This is a genomic window from Kitasatospora sp. NPDC059973, assembly GCF_042737525.1.
Lineage (GTDB): Bacteria > Actinomycetota > Actinomycetes > Streptomycetales > Streptomycetaceae > Kitasatospora.
This window is the reverse complement of sequence record NZ_JBHWUI010000099.1, coordinates 12996-33725: the sequence shown is the minus strand read 5'-3', so window position 1 is coordinate 33725 and position 20730 is coordinate 12996. Positions and strand designations below refer to the sequence as shown.

The 20730-nt window shown below is 73.3% G+C and carries 18 protein-coding genes; 12 read left to right on the top strand and 6 right to left on the bottom strand.

Features of this window, described 5'->3' with window-relative positions; all coding sequences use genetic code 11:
• Positions 1–20: 20 nt before the first annotated feature.
• Positions 21–2498, bottom strand: coding sequence for a Tex family protein (locus ACFWA9_RS25090; RefSeq protein ID WP_380389912.1), 2478 nt, complete (start codon positions 2496–2498; stop codon positions 21–23).
• A gap of 316 nt (positions 2499–2814) precedes the next feature.
• On the opposite strand from ACFWA9_RS25090, the gene ACFWA9_RS25085 reads away from it, so the two are divergent.
• Positions 2815–3711 (top strand): aminoglycoside phosphotransferase family protein, encoded by an 897-nt coding sequence (locus ACFWA9_RS25085; RefSeq protein ID WP_380389910.1) that lies wholly within the window; start codon positions 2815–2817, stop codon positions 3709–3711.
• Between the two features lie 25 nt (positions 3712–3736).
• Here ACFWA9_RS25085 and ACFWA9_RS25080 read toward each other — a convergent pair whose 3' ends face one another.
• Both ACFWA9_RS25080 and ACFWA9_RS25075 read right to left on the bottom strand, forming a co-directional pair.
• Positions 3737–4372 carry a tetratricopeptide repeat protein gene (locus ACFWA9_RS25080; RefSeq protein WP_380389908.1) on the bottom strand — a complete coding sequence of 212 codons (636 nt, stop codon included), beginning with the start codon at positions 4370–4372 and terminating at the stop codon, positions 3737–3739.
• Positions 4373–4382: 10 nt separating this feature from the next.
• Positions 4383–4814 carry an ATP-binding protein gene (locus ACFWA9_RS25075; protein WP_380389906.1) on the bottom strand — a complete coding sequence of 144 codons (432 nt, stop codon included), beginning with the start codon at positions 4812–4814 and terminating at the stop codon, positions 4383–4385.
• A 170-nt stretch (positions 4815–4984) separates the two neighbouring features.
• On the opposite strand from ACFWA9_RS25075, the gene ACFWA9_RS25070 reads away from it, so the two are divergent.
• From ACFWA9_RS25070 to ACFWA9_RS25035, 8 genes are all read left to right on the top strand, one after another.
• Complete coding sequence (locus ACFWA9_RS25070; protein WP_380389904.1) at positions 4985–6037, top strand: Scr1 family TA system antitoxin-like transcriptional regulator; 1053 nt, start codon at positions 4985–4987, stop codon at positions 6035–6037.
• Positions 6038–6230: 193 nt separating this feature from the next.
• Positions 6231–7457, top strand: a complete 1227-nt coding sequence (locus ACFWA9_RS25065; protein ID WP_380389903.1) for a hypothetical protein — start codon at positions 6231–6233, stop codon at positions 7455–7457.
• A 48-nt stretch (positions 7458–7505) separates the two neighbouring features.
• Positions 7506–8237: a tyrosine-protein phosphatase gene (locus ACFWA9_RS25060; protein ID WP_380389901.1), complete on the top strand. Its 732-nt coding sequence runs from the start codon at positions 7506–7508 to the stop codon at positions 8235–8237.
• 355 nt (positions 8238–8592) lie between these two features.
• A complete protein-coding gene (locus ACFWA9_RS25055; protein ID WP_329487087.1) occupies positions 8593–8994 on the top strand; it encodes a hypothetical protein in 402 nt (133 codons plus the stop codon).
• Positions 8995–9217: 223 nt separating this feature from the next.
• On the top strand, positions 9218–9952 hold the full coding sequence (locus ACFWA9_RS25050) for an ATP-binding cassette domain-containing protein (protein WP_352296238.1): 735 nt from the start codon (positions 9218–9220) through the stop codon (positions 9950–9952).
• Between the two features lies 1 nt (position 9953).
• Positions 9954–11231 (top strand): hypothetical protein, encoded by a 1278-nt coding sequence (locus ACFWA9_RS25045; protein WP_380389899.1) that lies wholly within the window; start codon positions 9954–9956, stop codon positions 11229–11231.
• Complete coding sequence (locus tag ACFWA9_RS25040; RefSeq protein ID WP_380389897.1) at positions 11228–11830, top strand: hypothetical protein; 603 nt, start codon at positions 11228–11230, stop codon at positions 11828–11830. The genes ACFWA9_RS25045 and ACFWA9_RS25040 overlap by 4 nt, the downstream gene beginning before the upstream one ends.
• Before the next feature lie 249 nt (positions 11831–12079).
• Positions 12080–13309, top strand: a complete 1230-nt coding sequence (locus ACFWA9_RS25035; protein WP_380389914.1) for an IS110 family transposase — start codon at positions 12080–12082, stop codon at positions 13307–13309.
• 536 nt (positions 13310–13845) lie between these two features.
• On the opposite strand, the gene ACFWA9_RS25030 is transcribed toward ACFWA9_RS25035, so the two are convergent.
• A complete protein-coding gene (locus tag ACFWA9_RS25030) occupies positions 13846–14748 on the bottom strand; it encodes a pentapeptide repeat-containing protein (RefSeq protein WP_380389895.1) in 903 nt (300 codons plus the stop codon).
• 287 nt (positions 14749–15035) lie between these two features.
• Here ACFWA9_RS25030 and ACFWA9_RS25025 point away from each other — a divergent pair, with 287 nt between their 5' ends.
• Both ACFWA9_RS25025 and ACFWA9_RS25020 read left to right on the top strand, forming a co-directional pair.
• Positions 15036–16670: a DUF2079 domain-containing protein gene (locus ACFWA9_RS25025; protein WP_380389893.1), complete on the top strand. Its 1635-nt coding sequence runs from the start codon at positions 15036–15038 to the stop codon at positions 16668–16670.
• Positions 16671–16734: 64 nt separating this feature from the next.
• The gene (locus ACFWA9_RS25020) at positions 16735–17178 is read left to right on the top strand and encodes a contact-dependent growth inhibition system immunity protein (RefSeq protein WP_380389891.1); all 444 of its coding nucleotides are present in this window, start codon (positions 16735–16737) and stop codon (positions 17176–17178) included.
• Between the two features lie 218 nt (positions 17179–17396).
• On the opposite strand, the gene ACFWA9_RS25015 is transcribed toward ACFWA9_RS25020, so the two are convergent.
• Together ACFWA9_RS25015 and ACFWA9_RS25010 are read right to left on the bottom strand one after the other, a co-directional pair.
• Positions 17397–18218 (bottom strand): SGNH/GDSL hydrolase family protein, encoded by an 822-nt coding sequence (locus tag ACFWA9_RS25015; protein WP_359834219.1) that lies wholly within the window; start codon positions 18216–18218, stop codon positions 17397–17399.
• A 588-nt stretch (positions 18219–18806) separates the two neighbouring features.
• The gene (locus tag ACFWA9_RS25010) at positions 18807–19331 is read right to left on the bottom strand and encodes a winged helix-turn-helix transcriptional regulator (protein WP_380389889.1); all 525 of its coding nucleotides are present in this window, start codon (positions 19329–19331) and stop codon (positions 18807–18809) included.
• Positions 19332–19427: 96 nt separating this feature from the next.
• Between ACFWA9_RS25010 and ACFWA9_RS25005 the strand changes: the two genes are divergently transcribed.
• Positions 19428–20642: a pyridoxal phosphate-dependent aminotransferase gene (locus tag ACFWA9_RS25005; protein WP_329487096.1), complete on the top strand. Its 1215-nt coding sequence runs from the start codon at positions 19428–19430 to the stop codon at positions 20640–20642.
• Positions 20643–20730: the final 88 nt, after the last annotated feature.

Here is a 20730-nt window from a genome sequence, read left to right as displayed (position 1 = left end):
ACCCAGCAGGGGCGGCTGCCTCAGCGGCGCCCGGAGCGGCGGCCGCCCTCGGAGCCGGACCCGCCCGCCAGACCGGCCCGGCGCAGCGCGTCCGCCATCGCCCCGCTGCCCAGCGGGGCCTGGCCGCCCGAACCGGAGCCGCCGGAGCCCGCACCCGAGCCACCGCCCGAGCCCCGCCGGTCCTGGCGCGGCGGACGCGCCTGCCGGCCGCCCCGGTCGCCCCCGCGGTCGCCGCCCCGGTCACCCCGGTCACCCCGGTCACCGCGGTCGCCCCCGCGCTCCCGGCCGACCTCGTCGTCGAGGCGCAGCGTCAGCCCGATCCGCTTGCGCGGCACGTCCACCGTGGTCACCCGCACGGTGACGATGTCGCCCGGCTTGACCACCTCGCGCGGGTCCTTGACGAAGTTCTTCGACAGCGCCGAGACGTGCACCAGCCCGTCCTGGTGCACGCCCACGTCGACGAAGGCGCCGAAGGCCGCCACATTGGTGACCACGCCCTCCAGCACCATGCCGACCTCCAGGTCGCCGATCTTGTCGACGCCCTCCTTGAAGGTGGCCGTGCGGAAGGCCGGGCGCGGGTCGCGGCCCGGCTTGTCCAGCTCGCCGAGGATGTCGGTCACGGTCGGGATGCCGAAGGTCTCGTCGGCGAAGTCCCCCGGCCGCAGGCCCCGCAGCGCGGTGCTGTTGCCGATCAGCTCGCGCAGCTGACCGCCGGTGCCGGCGAGGATCCGGCGCACCACCGGGTACGCCTCCGGGTGGACCCCGGAGGCGTCCAGCGGGTCGTCGCCGTCCGGGATCCGCAGGAAGCCCGCGCACTGCTCGAACGCCTTCGGACCGAGCCGGGCGACGTCCTTGAGCGCCTTGCGGGTCCGGAACGGACCGTTGGCGTCGCGGTGCGCGACGATGTTGTCCGCGAGCGTGCCGGTGATCCCGGAGACCCGGGTGAGCAGCGGCGCGGAGGCGGTGTTGACGTCCACCCCGACCGCGTTGACGCAGTCCTCGACCACCGCGTCCAGCGAGCGGGACAGCTTCACCTCGCTGAGGTCGTGCTGGTACTGGCCGACCCCGATCGACTTGGGGTCGATCTTGACCAGCTCGGCCAGCGGGTCCTGGAGGCGGCGGGCGATGGAGACCGCGCCGCGGATCGACACGTCCAGCTCGGGCAGCTCCTGGGACGCGAACGCCGAGGCCGAGTAGACCGAGGCGCCGGCCTCGCTGACCATCGCCTTGGTGAGGTTCAGCTCCGGGTGGCGCTTGATGAGGTCCTCGGCGAGCTTGTCCGTCTCGCGGGAGGCGGTGCCGTTGCCGATCGCGACCAGGTCAACGCCGTGCTTCTTCGCCAGCGCCGCCAGGGTGGCCAGCGCGGCGTCCCACTTGTTGGCGGGCTGGTGCGGGTAGATCGTGTCGTACGCGACGACCTTCCCGGTGGCGTCCACGACCGCGACCTTCACGCCCGTCCGGAAGCCCGGGTCCAGGCCCATCGTGGCGCGGGTGCCCGCCGGTGCGGCGAGCAGCAGGTCGCGCAGGTTGGCGGCGAAGACGCGCACCGCCTCGTCCTCGGCCTCCTGACGGAGCCGGCCGCGCAGGTCGATGCCGAGCCGCACCAGGATGCGGGTGCGCCAGGCCCAGCGGACGGTGTCGCCGAGCCACTTGTCGGCCGGACGGCCGTGGTCGGCGATGCCGAAGCGGGCGGCGATCCGCTGCTCGTAGTCGCTCGCGCCGGGGAGGTCACCGGCCTCCTCGCCGTCGTGGGGGGAGAGTTCGAGGTCCAGCACCTCCTCCTTCTCGCCGCGCAGCATCGCCAGGATCCGGTGCGAGGGGAGCTTGGTGTACGGCTCGGCGAAGTCGAAGTAGTCGGCGAACTTGGCGCCTTCCTGCTCCTTGCCCGCACGGACGGTGGCGACCACCCGGCCCCGGGTCCACATCCGCTCGCGCAGCGCGCCCACCAGGTCGGCGTCCTCGCCGAACCGCTCGACCAGGATGGACCGGGCGCCCTCCAGCGCGGCGGCCCGGTCGGCCACCGCCTCGTTCAGATAGGCGTCCGCCACCGCCGCCGGATCCTGGGTCGGGTCCGCGAGCAGGGTGTCGGCGAGCGGCTCCAGACCGGCCTCGCGGGCGATCTGCGCCTTCGTCCGACGCTTCGGCTTGAACGGGAGGTAGATGTCCTCCAGGCGAGCCTTGGAGTCGGCGGCGAGGATCTGCCCGCGCAGCGCCTCGTCGAGCTTGCCCTGGGACTCGATCGACTCCAGGACGGCCGTGCGCCGCTCCTCCAGCTCCCGCAGGTAGCGCAGCCGCTCCTCCAGGGTGCGCAGCTGGGTGTCGTCGAGCGAGCCGGTCGCCTCCTTGCGGTAGCGGGCCACGAACGGCACGGTCGCGCCGCCGTCGAGCAGATCGACGGCCGCCTTCACCTGCCCGCCGCGGACACCCAGCTCCTCGGCGATCTTGCGCTCGATCGCCTGCTGGGCCTGCTGGGCCACCTGTTCGTCTGGCGTGCTCACGAAGCCGGTCACCTTCTCCAGAGTTGCTTTCCCCGTACCCCCGCATTCTGGCACTGACCGGCGACACCTCCCGGCCGCCCCCGGAGCGACCGGGCGTGGCGCGGCGGCGGAGTTCAGCCGTCGACGGTCGGGGAGGGGCGGCCGTCGGCGGCGATCCGGACGACGTCGGTCCGGCCCGCCGCGGCGGCACCCACCGCGCGACCGCACCGCCGAGCGCCCCCCACACGACCCGACGTCCCCACCTGAACGCCACCGCCCCACCCCGGTGTTCGAAATACGGTGAACGGCCGTGGAACCCGGGAGTACAGTGCCGGGCATGTGCGCTGCAGCCCGGATGCATGACGACGAACCGGACATCGACACCGCCCTGGTACGGCGGTTGCTCGCCGCCCAGTTCCCGCACTGGGCCGGGCTGCCGCTCGAACGGGTCGCCTCCTCCGGGACGGACAACGCGATGTTCCGACTCGGTCCCGAACTCGCCGTACGGCTGCCCCGGGTGGGGTGGGCGGCCGGGAGCGTCGAACGCGAGCAGCGCTGGCTGCCGAAGCTGGCACCGCACCTGCCGCTCCCCATCCCCGCCCCGCTGGCACTCGGCCGGCCCGCCGCCGGCTACCCGTGGGAGTGGTCGGTGCTGCGCTGGATCGACGGCGCCAACCCGGTGGTCGGCGCGACCACCGCGCCGATCCAACTCGCCCAGGACCTGGCCGGGTTCATCACCGCGCTACGCGCGGTCGACCCGGCGGACGGCCCACCGGGCTCCCGGGGCGTGCCGCTGGCCTCCCGTGACGCCTCCACCCGGGCCGCCATCGGCCGGCTCCGCGGATCGATCGACACGGACGCGGCAACCACCTTGTGGGAGAAGGCCCTTCGCCTACCGGAACACTCCGGAAGACCCGCCTGGATGCACGGCGACCTGTCCCCCGGGAACCTCCTGCTCGGCAACCGCCGGCTGCGCGCCGTCATCGACTTCGGCGTCATGGGCGTCGGCGACCCGACCGTGGACCAGATCGTCGCCTGGAACCTGCTCCCCGCCGCGGCCCGGCCCGCCTTCCGCGCCGCGCTCGCCGCCGACGACGCCACCTGGGCCCGCGGCCGCGCCTGGGCCCTGTCCATCGCCCTGATCCAACTCCCCTACTACCGCACCACCAACCCCGCCCTGGCGGCCAACGCCCGCCACGTGATCCGCGAGGTCCTCGCCGACCGCAGCGTGTGAAGCGGCGCGCCGACGCCCGTACCGGTCAGAGTTCGGCCCGCGCCTCGTCGATCGAGTGCAGGACGGCCTTCGCCCCGGCGCCGGCGGCCAGTTCGGCGGCCTCGTCGAGCAGGGCCCGCGCATCGGCGGGGCAGCCCTCGGCGGCGGCGATGTACGCGAGACCGACCAGGTTGGCGGCCACCCCCTCGGGGAAGGCGAGTTCGCGGCGCAGCCGGGTCGACTCGTCCAGCAGGTCACGGGCGGCCGGCAGCCGGCCCGCGTGGTGCTCGGCTATGCCGAGGTGGCGCAGGGCGTAGGAGAGCGTGAGCCGGTCGCCGGTCGCCGTCGCGAGCTCGCGCGAGCGCTGGAGGGCGGGCAGCGCGGCGGCGTCGTCGCCCTCGACCACCTGGTGGTAGGTGCCGATCCAGAACTGGGCCTCGGCCTCGCCCCGCCCGTCGCCCAGGCTCCGGTAGAGGTGGGCCGCGTGCTGGAAGAGCTCCAACTCGCGCTCGTCCGAAGTCCGCTGCTCCAGGAAGCGAGCGTGCAGGACCCGGCCGCGAATCAACGTGAGGTCGGCCTCGACGGCGTCCAGCTCACGGTCGGCGACCGGCAGGACATCCGCCTCGCCCCCGAACACCGAGTGACTGCAGAGACGTCGCGCGTGCTCGATTCGTTCGTCCATGGACAGGACTTCAAGCGGTGACGCCGGACGGCGGGTCGAGCTGCGCCCAGACCAGGCTGTGGGCGAGTTCGCCCTCGCTCAACTCCTGCCCCCACGCGGACGAGAGCTCCCGGACGAGCCGCAGACCGGGGCCGGCCTGGGGCTCGTCCGGCACCCGCCCCCGGTCGGCGAGCCCGGTGTCGTACACCTCGATCCGCAGCCCGGCGGGGGCGGTGTACTCGAACAGCACGTCGATCAGCAGGTGCTCCGGCCTGCGCGGACGCCGCACGGTGTGCGCGACCAGCTCGGACACGATCAACTCGGCCGCCTCGGCGTAGCAGGCGCCGCCCGTGACGTCCGCGAGGAACCCCCGGAGCACGATCCGCGCGGCGGAGGCGGAGGAGAGATGACGCGGGAGGGAGCAGAATCGGTCCCTAGGGGTGCTGTCAAGCGATTCGGGCATGACGATGCCACCTTCTGATGCATTGGGGGGTCCGTGCGCGGGCAGGGCGCTTCGTGCACTCACTAGCGCGCGCGCCCGTTCCGTTCCACGCTTAGCATCGACGGTTCCGAATTCGGTGACGAGTGATCAGCCGGTTCCAGGGAACGTCTTTACACAGGGGGGCCTGAACCATGACTCGTCAGAAGTCCGTCCATCCGAACCTGCGATCGAGCGCGGGAGCGGTGTTCGGTGCCGTCCTGCGGCGATTCCGCGACGCGAAGGGAATCTCGCAGGGCGAACTCGCCGCACTCGTCCCGTGCAGCCGCCCGCACATCTCCCGCATCGAGGCGGGCACCCGCAACCCGCAGGAGGACTTCGTCCTCGCGGCCGACCGGCTGCTGGACACCGGCGGACAGCTGATGGACCTCTGGAGAGAGATCGACTGGTACGCCCGGGTGGAGCACCCGGACTGGTTCCGGCGCTACGCGGGGTTCGAGGAGCGGGCTTCGACGATCTGCGAGTTCCAGGTCGCCCACATCTCAGGCCTCCTGCAGACCGAGGCCTACGCCCGCGCGCTGCTCGCATCGGGCGACGCCGCGGGCAACCCCGACCTGATCGAGGAACGCATCGCCTCTCGACTGGCTCGCCAGCATCGCCTGACCGCGCCGGACGGCCCGCTCTTCAAGGTCGTCCACTCCGAGGCCGCGATCCGCTCACTCGTGGGCGGCGAGGCGGTCATGCATGAACAGCTCGGACGCCTGCTGACGCTCGGACAGCTCCCCAACGTCGTCCTCCAGGTCGCGCCCCTCAGCCTCGGCGAACGTGTACCGTTCGCCACCATCGTCTCGCTGGTCACCTCACCCGACGGCAAGACGCGGATCTACTCCGAGAGCCTGGATCAGGGCCACTTCATCGAGGATCCGAGAGTCGTCCAACGCAGGCAGCGCGCCTATGATCTGCTCCAGGCGGACGCGCTCTCCCCGCGCGAGAGCGCCGCGCTGATCCGCAGTGTGAGGGAAGGACTTCTCAACGTCATGCCTGACAACCCCACCATCTCGTGGCGCAAGTCCAGCTACAGCGGGAACAACGGCGGCAACTGCATCGAGGTGGCCGAGGGCCACCCCTCCCTGCTCGTCCGCGACTCCAAGGACCCCGAGGGCCCTGTCCTCTCGTTCCCCTCCACCACCTGGCAGTCCTTCATCGACGCCGTCCGCACCGACACCTTCCCGACGCCCGGCCGCTGAACGACCGCATCCGAATCCCCTCCCCCGGGCCACCGGGGAGGGGATTCGCCGTACCACCGCCCCCACGACTGCCTCGCGGATCCGCGACAGTCAGCATGGGGGGCAGACGTCCTCAAAATAGACAGCCGGTCCGACTTCCCTTCCAAGGCGATCTGGGCAACTACCGCCAGGCAGAAGCGGCAAACTGTGCGCCATGACGATCGGCGAGAGCAGGGCGACCATCACGCCACCGCCTCTGTGGCGTCCACTGCGCCATCTCCACCACCGGTTCACCGAAGAACGCATGGATACGGCGGCACGAGACCTCCGCGTTCTCGAACAGGCTCCCTTCGACGCCGACCGACTGCGTCGTTCCCTGACCTACGACCTTCCCGAGGAAAAGCCCCTGGTACTGCTGATGGTCGCCATGCTGGCGGCGTTGGTCGTCGGTGCAGTCCTCGCTACCGCCCAGGGCTCCTGCATCCCCGGCGGACGGCTACCGGGGCCGGGTGAGGCCCTCTCCGCCTGCCCCACCCACCAGAACAAGGTCACATTCAGTGCCATGGTGGCAGTCTTCGTCCTCGCCCTACTGGTGGTCCGGGCCGTGAGCAATGCCCGGGAAGGCGTCCGGGTCAAGCGGTGCTACCGCGCCCTCCTTCCCTCTTTCGACGTCCTCAGCGCCTGTGCACGGGCTCTGGGGCCTGGGGCCGGGCACCCCGAAGCCGCCGAACTGAGCAAGAAGGCCGCAGCGCTCGGGCAGGCCGTCGTCGACGCCGCAGGTCACATCGCCGGCGACTACGGGGCACGGGCCTCCACCCGCAACGCTCTGCGCAGCCATGCACGCGATGTCGCCGCACTCCTCGAAAGCACCGCCGATCGACTGCTTCCCGAGCGCGAGGAGGCCATCCACACACTCGCCGCGCTGGCGTCCGCCATCGCCCGGCAGAGTGCGGACGGACGGTTCACCGACCTGCTCGGGCCGATCGGAGCGCCGCCGCGCTTCCCGGTGGAGGCCCCTGAGTCGCCGGACCGGACCGACGGGAAGCGGCTAGCTCTCGCGGTCGTCGCCGCCCTGTTCCTCAGCACCGCGCTCGCCGTAGGGGCTGGACTGGCCGGGCTTCCGGCGCCGGTGAACGCGCCTCTGGCGGCGTTCACCGTGCCCCTGATCACGTTCCTCCTGCTCGCCTACCGCCACGGTCTCGTCGACGCGCTGCGGCTCGTCTCGACCCTGCGGGCGGTCCGAAGCCCCAACACTCCACCGGACGCCCCGACCACCGAGAGCGCCGAACCTCCGGCCGCCGAAGTCGCGGCCGCGGAGTCGCAGCCCGCCGCCGCGCCGGATCCGGCGCAACCGGCACGGGCACCGTCCGCGCCGGTCGTCCAGCAACGCGGACCACGGACACAGCCGCGAGAGTCCGGCACTCCCACATGGATGTCATGACGGATCCTCACACCAGGACACTCGAGCGGCGGTCGGTAGGGTGCGGCCATGACACGACACATCGCCTTCAAGGCCCTGCACAACTTCCGCGACATGGGCGGATACCCGACCTCTGACGGGCTGTCGGTCCGGTGGGGCCGGCTCTACCGGTCGGACTCGCTGGGCAAGCTCTCCTCGCCCGAGGACCTCGCGGTGTTCCGGGACCTCGGCATCGGCACCGTGATCGACCTGCGCTACCCGTGGGAGATCGCCGCCAAGGGGCGGATACCCGTGATGGACGGTGTGGCCTACCACAACCTCTCGATCGAGCACCGGCCGTACGACCAAGCGGAGATCGACCCGGACGTCGATCCCTGGCGCTACCTCGCGGACCGGTTCGCCGAGGTGGCCGAGGACGGCGTGGCGGAGATCCGCCAGGTGATCGAACTGATCGCGGCCGCGGACCACCCGGTGGTCTTCCACTGCGCCTCCGGCAAGGACCGCACCGGGCTGATCGCCGCACTGCTCCTCACCCTGCTCGACGTCCCCGAGGTCGACATCGCGGCCGACTTCGCCCTCACCGAACTGGCCACGCCGCACCTCGTCGCCGACTGGCACGCCGCCAACCCCGGGCGCACGCTGCGCTGGCCGGGGTACGGGCGCGCGCCGGAGGACGTGATCCGGCACGTGCTCGCCGACCTCACCGCTGCCCACGGCTCGGTGCGTGCCTATGCCACCGGCACACTCGGCGTCAACGAGGAACTGATCGGCGCACTGCGCTCCCGGCTGCTCACCGCATAGCCGACGGGCGGCGGGAACTGGCCACCCCCTTTTGCAAATGACAATCCTACGAAAACAGACCTGAACAACCTTTCGCTCATTCGATGACATCTACGGAACTGCTTGGCCGACATCCCGTCGGCCAAGCAAATCTTCGAGCATTTCGTATCACCGACTTGCCAAGCCCCGGCCCCACCACCCCCACCCTCCGAATGGCCGGAAATAATAGTTCTTGGCAGCTGTTCGTGCACGCTAAGGTCGTTCCCGCGGCGGCTCGTCCGATCGGGTGATCAAGGCCGATGGCAGTCGAACCTCCGCTCGCTTCTTTTTGCCTGCATGACGCCCCCGTGGCGTCACCGAAAAGATCGGACGGGATATGCACGCGAAGCACCGCACGCTCGTGCGCGGCATTCTGGTGGCCGGCGCGCTGCTCGGGTTCGCCGGCGCGACGCCGGCCCTCGCCGAGGGCTCCTGGACGTCCCACATCAGCAACTGGGGGCCCGGCTCCGAGTCCCGCCGGTGGACGGACTACGACCGGGACGACGCCGTGACGACGGTGTCGTTCAAGGGCTGCACCACCGACACCAACGAGTTCAAGAACGCCGATCTCCAGCTCTACAAGGACGTCGTCGGCCCCGACCGGGCCTACGGGTACCGGCTGAACCGGTGCGACACCTCCGTCTGGGGCGACCAGAGCTCCGGCGAGTACTACTTCGCGCTGGAGGGCGTGCGCGCCGGCGGCAAGCTCTGGGTCGACTCGGTGAGCACCCAGTACTGAGCCCGGCCCGCCCGCCGGAGGCCCGGGAAGTCCGGGCGTTCCCCGACTTCCCGGGCCTCCCCGGCCTCCCGACGACCCGTTGTGCCGTTGTGCCGGTGTGCCGGTGTGCCGGTGTGCCGGTGTGCCGGTGTGCCGGTGTGCCGGTGGAGACCCCGACCGCCGACCTGCCTCCCCTCCCCCGGTATCGCCCCGTACCCACCGAGCGAAATGCGTCGACCCCGCCATGTCCCTTGAGTTCCACCACGTCGACTTCCAGTACAGCCGGAAAGCCGGACTCTTCGCCGGCTTCGCCCTGCGGATCGACGATCCGGCCACCGTCCTGCTCGGCCCCAACGGCGCCGGCAAGTCCACCCTGATGGCCCTGGCCTCCTCCCAACTCGCCCCGCGCCGGGGCTCGGTCTCCTGGCGCGGACGCACCCCGACCGGTCACGGCGACCGGGCGGCCTACCGGCGGGCGGTGGCCTGGCTGCCGCAACAGGTCACCCCGGTCCCGGGGCTCAGCGTGCGCGAACAGGTCGCGTACAGCGGCTGGTTGAAGGGCATGTCGCGCGCCGACGCCTGGCACGCGTCGGCCGGCGCGCTGGACCGGGTCGGGCTGGCCTCGCTCGCCGACCGGCGCAGCCACCGGCTCTCCGGTGGGCAGCTGCGCCGGCTGGGCATCGCCGGCTGCCTGGCGCACCGCAGCGAACTGATCCTGATGGACGAGCCGACCGCCGGTCTCGACCCGGCGCAGCGCGGCATGTTCCGCACCCTCGTCGAGGACTTGACCACCGAGGTGAGCGTGATCGTCTCCACCCACCAGACGGAGGACCTCGCCACGAGCTACCGGCACGTGGTGGTGCTGGACCAGGGCCGGGTCCGGTTCCAGGGCGGCATCGAGGAGTTCGGCGCCCTCGCCCCCGGCCGGGGCGAGGGCGCCGAGGCCGCCTACACGCACCTGGTCGAGCGGGAGGCCTGACGTGCTGCTGCGCACCGTCCTCCGCACCTCCGCCGGACTGCGGGCACTGCCGTTCCTGGTCGGCTTCCTGCTCGTCGCGCTCGGCGACGAGATCACCGACTGGGTCACCCCCGGCTACGGCCTCTCCGCCACCGGACACGCGAGCATCGCGCTGCCGTTCGCCGGCGCGGCCTGCGCGGCCGCCGGGGCCTGGGAGGGCGGCCGACTGCACCGGGGGCGGGTCTTCGACCGCTCGCCGGTCCGGTCGCCGCTGGCGATCACGGCGCCCGTCCTGCTCCCGGTGGTGGTGACGGGCGGACTCGGCATGGCCGCGGCCGTCGGCGCCGCCGCGGTCGCCGGCGGCACGGCGGCCGGCACGACGCAGCCCGGCCTGTTCGCCGCCTGGGCCGGGCTGCTGCTCGCCAACACCCTGGTCGGCTCGATCGTCGGGCGGGTCCTGGTACCGGTGGTCGCGGTGCCGCTGGCCCTGGTCAGCAGCTTCGTGCTGAACGCCTACCCGGCCTCCTCCACCACCTACTGGTTGCGGCACCTGGTCGGCGGCGGGCTCCCCGACTGCTGCGCCGTGGACCAGGTCCTCGACCAGAAGGCCGTGCTGAGCGCCCTGGCGTTCTCGGGCGCGGTGTGCGCGGCGGCCGTCCTGGTGATCCGGTACCGCGGCGCGCCGGCCGCGCTCGCCGTCGCGCTGGCGGTGACGGCCGGCGGGGTCACGCTCGCCGCCCACCTCGCCCGGGGGCTCGGGCCCGAGCCCGTACGGGACCGGCCCGGCACCGCGCTGGTCTGCGACCACGGCCGGCCGCGGATCTGCCTCTGGCCGGAGCTGGGCACCGCCCGTGCGGACCTGGTCCGCACGGAGGCCCGACGGGTCGTCACCACCCTGGCCGAGCGGGGCGTCCCGGTACCGGCGGCGCTCACCATGGCGGCCCGGCCGGGGCCGGGCGAGGCCAAGCTGGGCGTCCCGACCACGGCCCGTGCGCAGGACGTGACACCCGGCGTGGTCGGCGGGCTGCTCCCCCGCACCCCGGACTGCGCCCGGGCGGGCGCCCCCTACCCGGCCGGCGCGGCCGCCGGACCGGTGGCCGCCTGGCTCACCGCCGAGGCCGCCCCGGACGGAGCGGCGCCCGCCGCCCGGGGTCGGTTCGGCGCGGAGGACGCCGCGCTCGCCGGGCACCTGCTGCGGCTCCCCCGGGAAGCCCAACTCGACTGGTACCGGGCGGCCACCGAGGCCCTGCGCCACTGCGACACCCCGGCACCCGCGCTGCCCCCGGGCGGTGGCCGGTGATCTGGTGGTGCAAGACACGCGCGGTACCCGCCGTCGTCGCCGCCCTGGCCGGGACGTTCGCGGTGGGCCTGCTCATCGGCGACGGCGAACTGCCGGTGCCCGCACTGCACGGGCATGCGGGCCGCTTCCTGGTGGGGCACATCATCACGCTGCTGCCCGCCGTGTTCCTGCTGCACGGCCTCGGCCGGGGCGACCTGCGGACGGAGGCCGTCGCCGGACGCTTCCTGCGCGGGCTGGACACCGGACTCGCCCTGACCGTCGCGACGGCGGGCGCGGCGCTGGGCCTGCTCACCCACGCGGCCGGCCAGGGCGACCTCGCCCTCGTCCTCGCCCGCAACATCGCCGGCTACCTCGGTTCGGCGCTGCTGCTGCACCCGCTGATCGGTCACCGCCCGGCCGCCGCCGCCATCGCCGCCGTCCCGCTGCTCTGCGCGGCGGCCGGCTGGCACCCCGACGGCCGCCCCCAGCCCTGGGCCTGGCCCCTCCACCCCGCCGCATCCACCCAGGCGCTCACCGCCGTCACCCTCACCCTCCTGGCCGGCACCACCTGCGCCCTCCTGCGCCCCCGCCCCCTGACAGACCAGAACGTCCTGGCCTAATGGGACTCGTCGGGCCGTGAGGGAGACTACGGTCCGTAGCCGCCAGCAGGTGAGCACTCCCCTGGCCGGAACCACTACGAGTTCTGGTGTCAGACCGTGCCCCTGCTGGTCGGCCGGGAGGCCTGACTGCTGATGGGATGGCGTGCCCGCCGAACTGGTTGGCGTGAGCACTGGATCCATTAGGGCGCGAGCCGCGCCTTCCGCTGGCTGCACGCATGAGTCGTACGAGAGCGAAGGGCTGGGGTGCTGGTGCTGTTCATCGGCGACGACTGGGCCGAAGACCACCACGATGTGGAAGTGCAGGACGGGATGGGCCGCAGGCTCGCCACCGCCCGGCTGCCCGAGGGCGTGGAGGGCATCGCGAAGCTGCACGCTCTCATCGCCCGGCACGGCGGCGAGGAACCGGAGCCCGGGCAGGTGGTGGTGGGGATCGAGACAGACCGAGGTCCGTGGGTGCAAGCGCTGATCGCGGCCGGCTACCGGGTCTACGCGGTCAACCCGAAACAGGCTGCCCGGTTCAAGGAGCGCTACGGCACCTCCGGGGCCAAGAGCGACAAGGGCGACGCACACGCGCTCGCTGACATGGTCCGCATCGACCGCGACCAACTGCGGACGATCGCCGGGGACAGCGACCAGGCCCAGGCCGTGCGTGTCGTCGCCCGCGCCCACCAGACGCTGATCTGGGAGCGCACCCGCACCTTCCAGCGACTGCGGGGCACGCTTCGCGAGTACTTCCCCGGCGCGCTCGCCGCCTACGCCAGCCTGGAGTTGACCAGTACCGACGCGATGGAACTACTGATCGAAGCCCCCACGCCCGAAGAGGCGGCCAAGCTGACGAAGTCGCAGATCACCGCGGTCCTGGCTCGTCATCGGCGCCGCGAGCGGGACCAGAAGTCCGCCGCGATCCAGGCCTCGCTGCGCGAGCCACGGCTCGGCCTGCCCGCCCCAGTCACCGCCGCCTACGGTGCGCCAGCGCTCGCGCACGCGAGGCTGCTGATCGCGCTGAACGAGCAGATAGCCGTGCTGGAAGCCGAGGTGAGCGCGCATCTTCTGGCGCATCCGGACGCCGAGATCTACCTGTCGATGCCCGGCATCGGCGAGATCACCGGCGCCCGGGTGCTCGCCGAGTTCGGGGACGACCCGACCCGCTACACCTCCGGCAAGGCCCGCAAGAACTACGCCGGCACCAGCCCGATCACCCGCGCCTCCGGCAGGACACACGCCGTCCAGGCCCGTTACGTGCGCAACAACCGGCTCGCCGACGCCCTGCAACGCCAGGCGTTCTGCTCGCTACAGAGATCGCCCGGCGCCCGCCGCTACTACGACAAGCAGCGAGCCCGGGACCTCGACTACAACCCCGCCCTGCGACAGCTCGGCAACCGCCTCGTCGGCATCCTCCATGGCTGCCTCAAGACCCGCACCCTTTACGACGAGGCCACCGCCTGGTCACACCACGCAACCCTCCCAGCCGCAGCTTGACACCGCTACGGCATGGGATGTCTGACACCCCGCGCAGGAAGTCGGCCCGTCCGACTTCCCACGCACCCGGCCCCCGTAGTCCACCCGTGCGTGGAAAGTCGACCCCATCGACGACCCACGCCCCGCACCCGGAACCGAGGCGACGGCACGCCCGCCACCCCGATCCAGCTCCAGCTCCGGCACCGAAGGAGGCTCCCCGCGCAGGAAGTCGGCCCACCCGACTTCCTGCGCACCCGGGCCGGAGATCGGCGAGGCCGGCCGGGGGCCGAGGACAACTGGGCCGGGCACCTCCCGGAGTGGCCCGACGCAGGACGTCCGCCTGCTCGACTTCCTGTGCAGGTTGTGGGCGCGGCCAGCGGCAGCGAGTGCGGCACTCGAAGCGGTCTGGGGGCCTGCGCAGGAAGTCGGCCCGCTCGACGTTCCGTGCCAGTGCCGGGGTGCCGGGGTGGGGCGTGGGGCGGTCGGCGACACGTGAAGTCGGCCCGGTCGACTTCCTACGCGCTCGTGCGCCCGCGCCCCGCGCCTCCGGCTGGCCGTCAGCGGCGGCGCCCCCGGCTCCCCGGGCTGCCGGGGCGGGGCTTGCGCGGGGGGCGGCGGTCGGCGGCCGCCGGGGTGGTGGTCGTGGCGGGCCAGTGGGTGGGGCGGGTGAGGGCGGGGGGCAGCTTGGTGGCGGCGTCCCCGCGGGCGGCGTTGAGCTGGGCCTGGGTGAGGAAGAGCGCGTCGGTGAGGTCGGCGCCGGCCAGGTTGGCGTCCCGCAGGTCCGCGCCGATCAGGTCGGCCGTCCGCAGGTCCGCGCCCGAGAGGTCGGCCGCGACGAGCAGCGCCCCGCGCAGGTTGGCGCCCCGCAGGTCGGCGCCGCGCAGGCGGGCACCGAAGAGGTCCGCGCCCCGGTGCTCCTTGCGGCGCGGGACGGCGGCCCGGACCAGCTCGCTCGCCTTCAGCAGCAGCTCGCTCACCTCCTGGCGGTGGGCGGGCACGTCCACCGCCAGGATCTCCGCCGGGGTGCCGGCCGCGAGCCGGTCGGTCTCCGCGAGCGCCCGGCGCAGCTCGGCACGGAGCGGGCGGGCGGGCTCGTAGGAGAGCGCCTCGGTGAGGTACCAGAGCAGTTCGTGCAGCTGCCGCACCACCGGGAACACGTCGGTCATCCGCCGGGTGTCCTCCGGTGCCTCGCGCCAGCTCCGGCCACCGAAGGTGATCTGGGAGACCCGCTGTCCGGCCCCGAAGCAGTCGTAGACCGTGCAGCCCTGGAAACCGCGGTCGCGCAGCTGGGCGTGGATGCCGCAACCGAAGTCGGTCTGCAGGTTGCGGCACGGGGTGCCGGCCGCCTTGTCGACGGCGAAGTCGGCGCCGGCCGCGAACGGCAGCGCGACGCAGCACAGCCCGAAACAGCTCCCGCAGTCGGACAGCAGGCTGATCGGGGCGGGCGTGGGCTCGGTCACTGTGCTGGTGTTCCTCCGTAGGGCGGCGCCCGGGCGGTCCGGGTCCGCGGGGCGGCAGGGGCGGCCAGGGGCTGCCGGGCCTGCCGGGGGCTCGCGCGCACTGCGCGGGCGCCCGTCGTAGAGCGTACCGACACCGGCGCGGGGCCGGGGCGGCCCGGGAACCGGGGGGCGGTGAGCGGCAGTCCGTTAGTGTGGTCGGCCGGTGTCGGTTCGGGATCTGTACGAAGGTCCGTACGAATCGGGGGCACCGCAGGCACCGGAGCAACCGAACAGTGGAGGAATCAGGCATGTCCCGGCACGACGTCACGCCGTACCCGGACACCGAGAGCGAGGACGCCCGCACCACGGGCGACACCGCCCCCGCGAAGGCGGCGGCGGCCCTGCGCCTCCCGCCCCGCGCCCGTACCGCCGCCCTCACCCTGCTCTGCTTCGCCGTCTGCCTGGCGATCGGTGCCCAGCAGTGGACCACCGCCCAGCTGGGCGGCTTCGACCTCGGCATCTTCGACCAGGGCGTGCGCGGCTACGCGCACTTCGGTCTGCCGGTGTCGTCGCTGAAGAGCTTCCACCACGAGTTCCCGCCGGACTTCTCGCTCCTCGGCGACCACTTCTCCCCCGTGATCGCGCTGCTGTCGCCGCTGTACTGGCTCTGGGACGACCCGCGCTCGCTGCTCGTCGGCCAGGCACTGCTGTTCGCCGCCGGGGTCCCGCTGGTCCGCCGGGTCGCCGACCGCTGCTTCGCCGACGCCGACCCGCGCACCGCCCGCCGCGCCGCCGACCTGGCGGGCCTCGCCTACGGGCTGGGCTGGCCGCTGCTGGTGGCCTCGCGCGGCGGCTTCCACGAGGTCGCCTTCGCCGTCCCGCTCACCCTGCTGATGCTGGAGCGCGGGCTGGCCCGCCGCTACGGCACGGCGGCGCTGGCCGGTCTGCTGCTCTGCTGCACCAAGGAGGACCTGGGGCTGGCGGTCGGCGCGTACGGGCTGGTGCTGCTGCTGCGGGGCCGCCGGGACGAGGACCGTGACCGGCGCCGGCGGACCCTCCGCTGGGGCACCGGCTTCCTGCTCGGCGGACCGCTCGCCTCGGTGGTGGCGATCGCCTGGCTGGTGCCGGCGATGGGCGGGGTGCCCGGCTACTACTGGAACTACGGCTCGCTGGGGACGGACGCCGGCGACGCCGCCTCCAGCGTGCTCGCGGACCCGACGCTGCTGGTGTCGGCCGCCTTCGACGCCCCGCTGAAGCCGCTGCTGCTGCTCTGGATCTTCGGCACCCTGTTCCTTCTGCCGCTGCGCTCGGCCACGGTGCTCTGCGCCCTGCCGCTGCTGGCAGAGCGGGTGCTCTCCAGCAACCCGAACCACTGGTCGATCGCCCGGCACTACGACGCGTTCCTCTGGCCGGTCCTGCTGGTCGCGGCGCTGGAGGTGCTGGGCCGCCGGCACGACCGCGTGCGCACCCGCCGCCTCGGGGTGGCGGCGGCCGCCGTGACGATCGCGGCCGCGCTGCCGCTCGGGGCGGCCGGCCTGTTCGTCCCCGCCTACTGGCAGCCGAAGCCGAGCGAGGCGGCGCTGATCCGGGGCGCCGAGCGGATCCCGGACGGCGTCACGGTCGAGGCCGACAACCAGGCCGCCCCCCGGTTGACCGCCCGCACCGACGTGGTGCTGGTGGACGGCACCCCGCGCGGGCGCGAGTACGTGCTGATCCGCGCCGACAAGCGCGCGTTCCCGTTCAAGACCGACCGCGAGCAGGCGGCCCGGATCGAGCTGCTGCTGGCGCACGGCTACCGGCAGGTCTGGTCCGAGGACGGCGTGGTGCTGCTGCACCGGGAGAGCTCCGAGCCGGTCCCCGGCGAGCACGTGCCCGGCCCGGACAGCACGGGGTACCAGGACGAGGTGCCGTCGGACGTCGGCCACAACCTCTTCCGGGGCTGACCGGGTTCCGGGGCCGACCGGGCCGACCCCAGGAGGCCGCGGCGGCCCCGCCCACAGTCGTCCGGTGAACCGAGACGTCTCCCTGACAGACCTCGAACCCGACCGCGAATCCGACCGCGCGAGCGGCCGTGGGCCGGACCTCCCGGTCGGCGCGACCCGGCTGGTGGCGACCGCGCACGCCCTGCGGCGCAAGCCGGTCGGCGAGCTCACCGTCGAGGACCTGCGTCTGCTGATCCGGCAGGACGTGGGCCTGCCGCACCTCCTGCCACGGGCGCTGGACGTCCTGCGGGACGGCCCGATGGTGGCGGGCGACCTCTACGAGGGCGACCTGCTCCACGCCGTGCTCACCAGGAGTCCGGACGTCTGGAGCCGTCAGCCCGCACTCGGGCACCGGCTCCGGCAGATCCTCGCGGAATCGGTCGGGCTGCCACCACCCCTCCGTCGGGAGGCCGAGCGCTTCCCGGCCCGGTCGGTGCCCGGCGAGCCGGGAACCGCTCAGCCCTCGTAGCGCGACAGCCCCGCACGCTCCGGCGCCCGACCGCCACCCGGGCGGCGGCCGGGCCACGGCCGGTGAGGCGACGGCCGGCCCCGCGCCCGGGAACGCTCAGCCCTCGTACGGCAGCAGCTCCGCGCGCTTCGGCGGGCGGCCGTCGCCCGAGGAGCGGCCGGGCAGCTGGCGGCCGACCCGGTACCTGGCCGACCCAGCGCCGGGGTACCCGGGCACGCTCAGCCCTCGTACGGCAGCAGCTCCGCGCGCTTCGGTGGGCGGCCGTCGCCCGAGGAGCGGCCGGTGAGGCGGCGGCCGATCCAGGGGCCGAGGTGGGTCCGGGCCCAGCGGGCGTCGGCGGCCAGCTTCTCCGCCCGGCCGGGCAGGGCGGCGGCCGGCAGCGGGGCGCGCCAGTCGAAGGCGGCGGGGCGGCCGAGCGCCTCCAGGACGGCCTCGGCGACCCGGCGGTGGCCCTCGGGGCCGAGGTGCAGGCGGTCCTCGGCCCAGAGGCGGCGGTCGTCGAAGCACGGGGCGGAGAAGAGGTCCACCACCGCGATCCCCCGGTCCTGGCCGAGCTCGTGCACGAAGGCCTTCATCCGCAGGATCGCCGGGAGCAGCCGGGTGCTGCCCGCCATCCGGCGGGTGGGGTCGGTACTGGTGAACAGCACCACGGTGGCGCCGGTGGCGCGCAGCGCGGTGGCGGAGCGGCCGAGCAGGTCCTCGACCTGGGCGATGTCGCAGCGCGGCCGCAGCACGTCGTTGAGGCCGCCGGCCAGGGTGACGAGGTCGGCGCGCATCGCGGCGGCGGTGGCCAGTTGCTCGTCGTGGATCTGGCCGATCAGCTTGCCCCGGACGGCGAGGTTGGCGTACCGGAAGGCGCCGGCCGGCTGCTCGGCGGCGAGCCGGTCGGCGACCCGGTCGGCCCAGCCCCGGTAGTGCCCGTCGGGGAGCAGGTCGTCGCACATGCCCTCGGTGAAGGAGTCCCCGACGGCGACGTAACTGGTGTACCCGGTGGGCTCGGTGGGCGCGCCGGGCGCGCTCTTCTCCATTGTGTTCTCCATGGCCCGACGATCGTACGCGCACCTCCACCGGCTGCCGGGGACACCCCCGGCACCGCGCAAGCCCGACAGCCGGATCGGGGCAACGGGCCGGATCGGCCCGAATCAACGGCGGCGGCAACCGAACGCCGACCGGCCGTTTATCGGCCTGCGCCAGAGTGGGTCGGGCCGGGAGGGGACGCCCGGCAGGCACCACCCGCCGAGGAGGGCACCCGGAGCGCAGGGCCGGCCGCAGCCGTGCACCACCGCGGCCGCACTCGTCCGGGTCACCCGACCACCGGCGCGGAGCGACGACCAGCAACGGGGGAGCTGGTCGCCGGAGCCGCCACGGATCCGCCGCCGGTACCGAGGGGTTCGCGCAGCTCTCGCGGAGAGCTGCGCGAGCCCGGTCCGCGACCGGGCTCCGCCGGACCGGGAGGCCGGCCGGCAGCCACGCGTCGTCGGGGATCCGGTACCCGGTCGCGTACCCGCCCTCCTCCGTCAGCGGTCGGCGGAAGCCGTCAGCGTGGGCGTCGACGGGCTTGAGGGGCGAAGGCGACGTCCGCGCGAGGTGCGCCGGGACGGCACCCGCAGATCGCCTCCCGCGGCACCCTAGCCCGCCACCACCACGCCGTCCGCCGACAGTTCGCGCCCGCCGTCCGGTCCGGACGCCCCGCCGTCCGCCGACAGTTCGCGCCCGCCGTCCGGTCCGGACGCCCCGCCGTCCGCCGACAGTTCGCGCCCGCCGTCCGCCTGCGCCCCGCCCGCGCCGTCCGCCCCCGTGACCCAGTGCTCCCGCACCGCGTCCGTCGGCCGCTGCTCGCCGAGCAGGTCGAGGCCCCAGACGCCCAGGGCGTCGACCACCCGGCGCAGCGTCGCGCCCCGCTCGGTGAGCTCGTACACGGTGGCGTTGGCCGGCCGTTCCAGCCGCCGGCGCAGCACCAGGCCCTCGCCCTCCAGCTGCTTGAGCCGGGCGGCGAGGATGTCGGTGGAGACGCCGGGCAGGTCGGCGTGGAGGTCGGTGTAGCGGCGCGGGCCGGCGAGGAGTTCACGGACGATCAGGAGACTCCAGCGCTCCCCCACCGCGTCCAGGGCGCGGGCGACGGCGCAGTACTGGTCGTAGCTTCGGCGTGACATGTGGATCAGCATAGCCAAAAGGTTGGACTTTCCAAGTGCTTACTTGGTAGAACAAAGCGAGCAGAACGTGCGGGTTGACCGGTCGGGAGGCCTCAGATGGAGTTTCGGCAGTCCAGCAAGCTGACGGGTGTGTGCTACGAGATCCGCGGCCCGGTGGTCGACCAGGCCAATGCGCTGGAGGCGGCCGGGCACAGTGTGCTGCGGCTGAACACCGGCAACCCGGCGCCGTTCGGCTTCGAGGCGCCGGAGGAGATCCTCCAGGACATCATCCGCAACCTGCCCAACGCCCACGGCTACAGCGACTCGCGCGGCATCCTGCCGGCCCGTCGCGCGGTGGTTCAGTACTACCAGCAGCGCGGCGTCGCCGGAGTGACCGTCAACGACGTCTACCTCGGCAACGGCGTCTCCGAGCTGATCCAGATGGCCGTCACCGCCCTGGTCGACGACGGTGACGAGGTGCTCGTCCCGATGCCCGACTACCCGCTCTGGACGGCCGTGGTCCGGCTGGCCGGCGGCAAGGCCGTCCACTACGCCTGCGACGAGCAGGCGGACTGGTACCCGGACCTCGACGACATCGCGGCCAAGATCACCCACCGCACCAAGGCCATCGTCGTCATCAACCCCAACAACCCGACCGGTGCGGTCTATCCGAAGGAACTGCTGGAGGGCATCCTCGACCTCGCCCGCCGGCACCAGCTGATGGTGCTGGCCGACGAGATCTACGACAAGATCCTCTACGACGACACCGAGCACCACTGCCTGGCCGCACTCGCCGAGGACGTGCTGACGCTCACCTTCAACGGCCTCTCCAAGTCCTACCGGGTGGCCGGCTTCCGCAGCGGCTGGCTGGTCGTCTCCGGACCCAAGCAGCACGCCACCGACTACCTGGAGGGCCTCACCATGCTCTCCGGCATGCGGCTCTGCCCCAACGTCCCGGCCCAGTACGCCGTCCAGGCCGCGCTCGGCGGCCACCAGTCCATCAACGACCTCGTCCTGCCCGCCGGCCGGCTCACCGAGCAGCGCGACGTCGCGTACAAGGCGCTGAACGAGATCCCCGGCGTCAGCTGTGTGAAGCCCAAGGGCGCGCTGTACGCGTTCGCCCGGCTGGACCCGGCGGTGCACCGGATCGTCGACGACGAGCGGTTCGTCCTGGACCTGCTGCTCCGCGAGAAGATCCACGTCGTCCAGGGCACCGGCTTCAACTGGCCGCGCCCGGACCACTTCCGCTTCGTCACCCTCCCCCGGGCCGACGACCTGGAGACCGCGATCAACCGGATCGGCCGCTTCCTCGCCACCTACCGGCAGACCTGACGCCCCGCTCGCCGGGGCGCCTGACGCCCCGGTCGCCGGCGCTCCGGGAGCCCCGCACCCCCGGCGCAGCGGGCACGGGCCCCGCCCG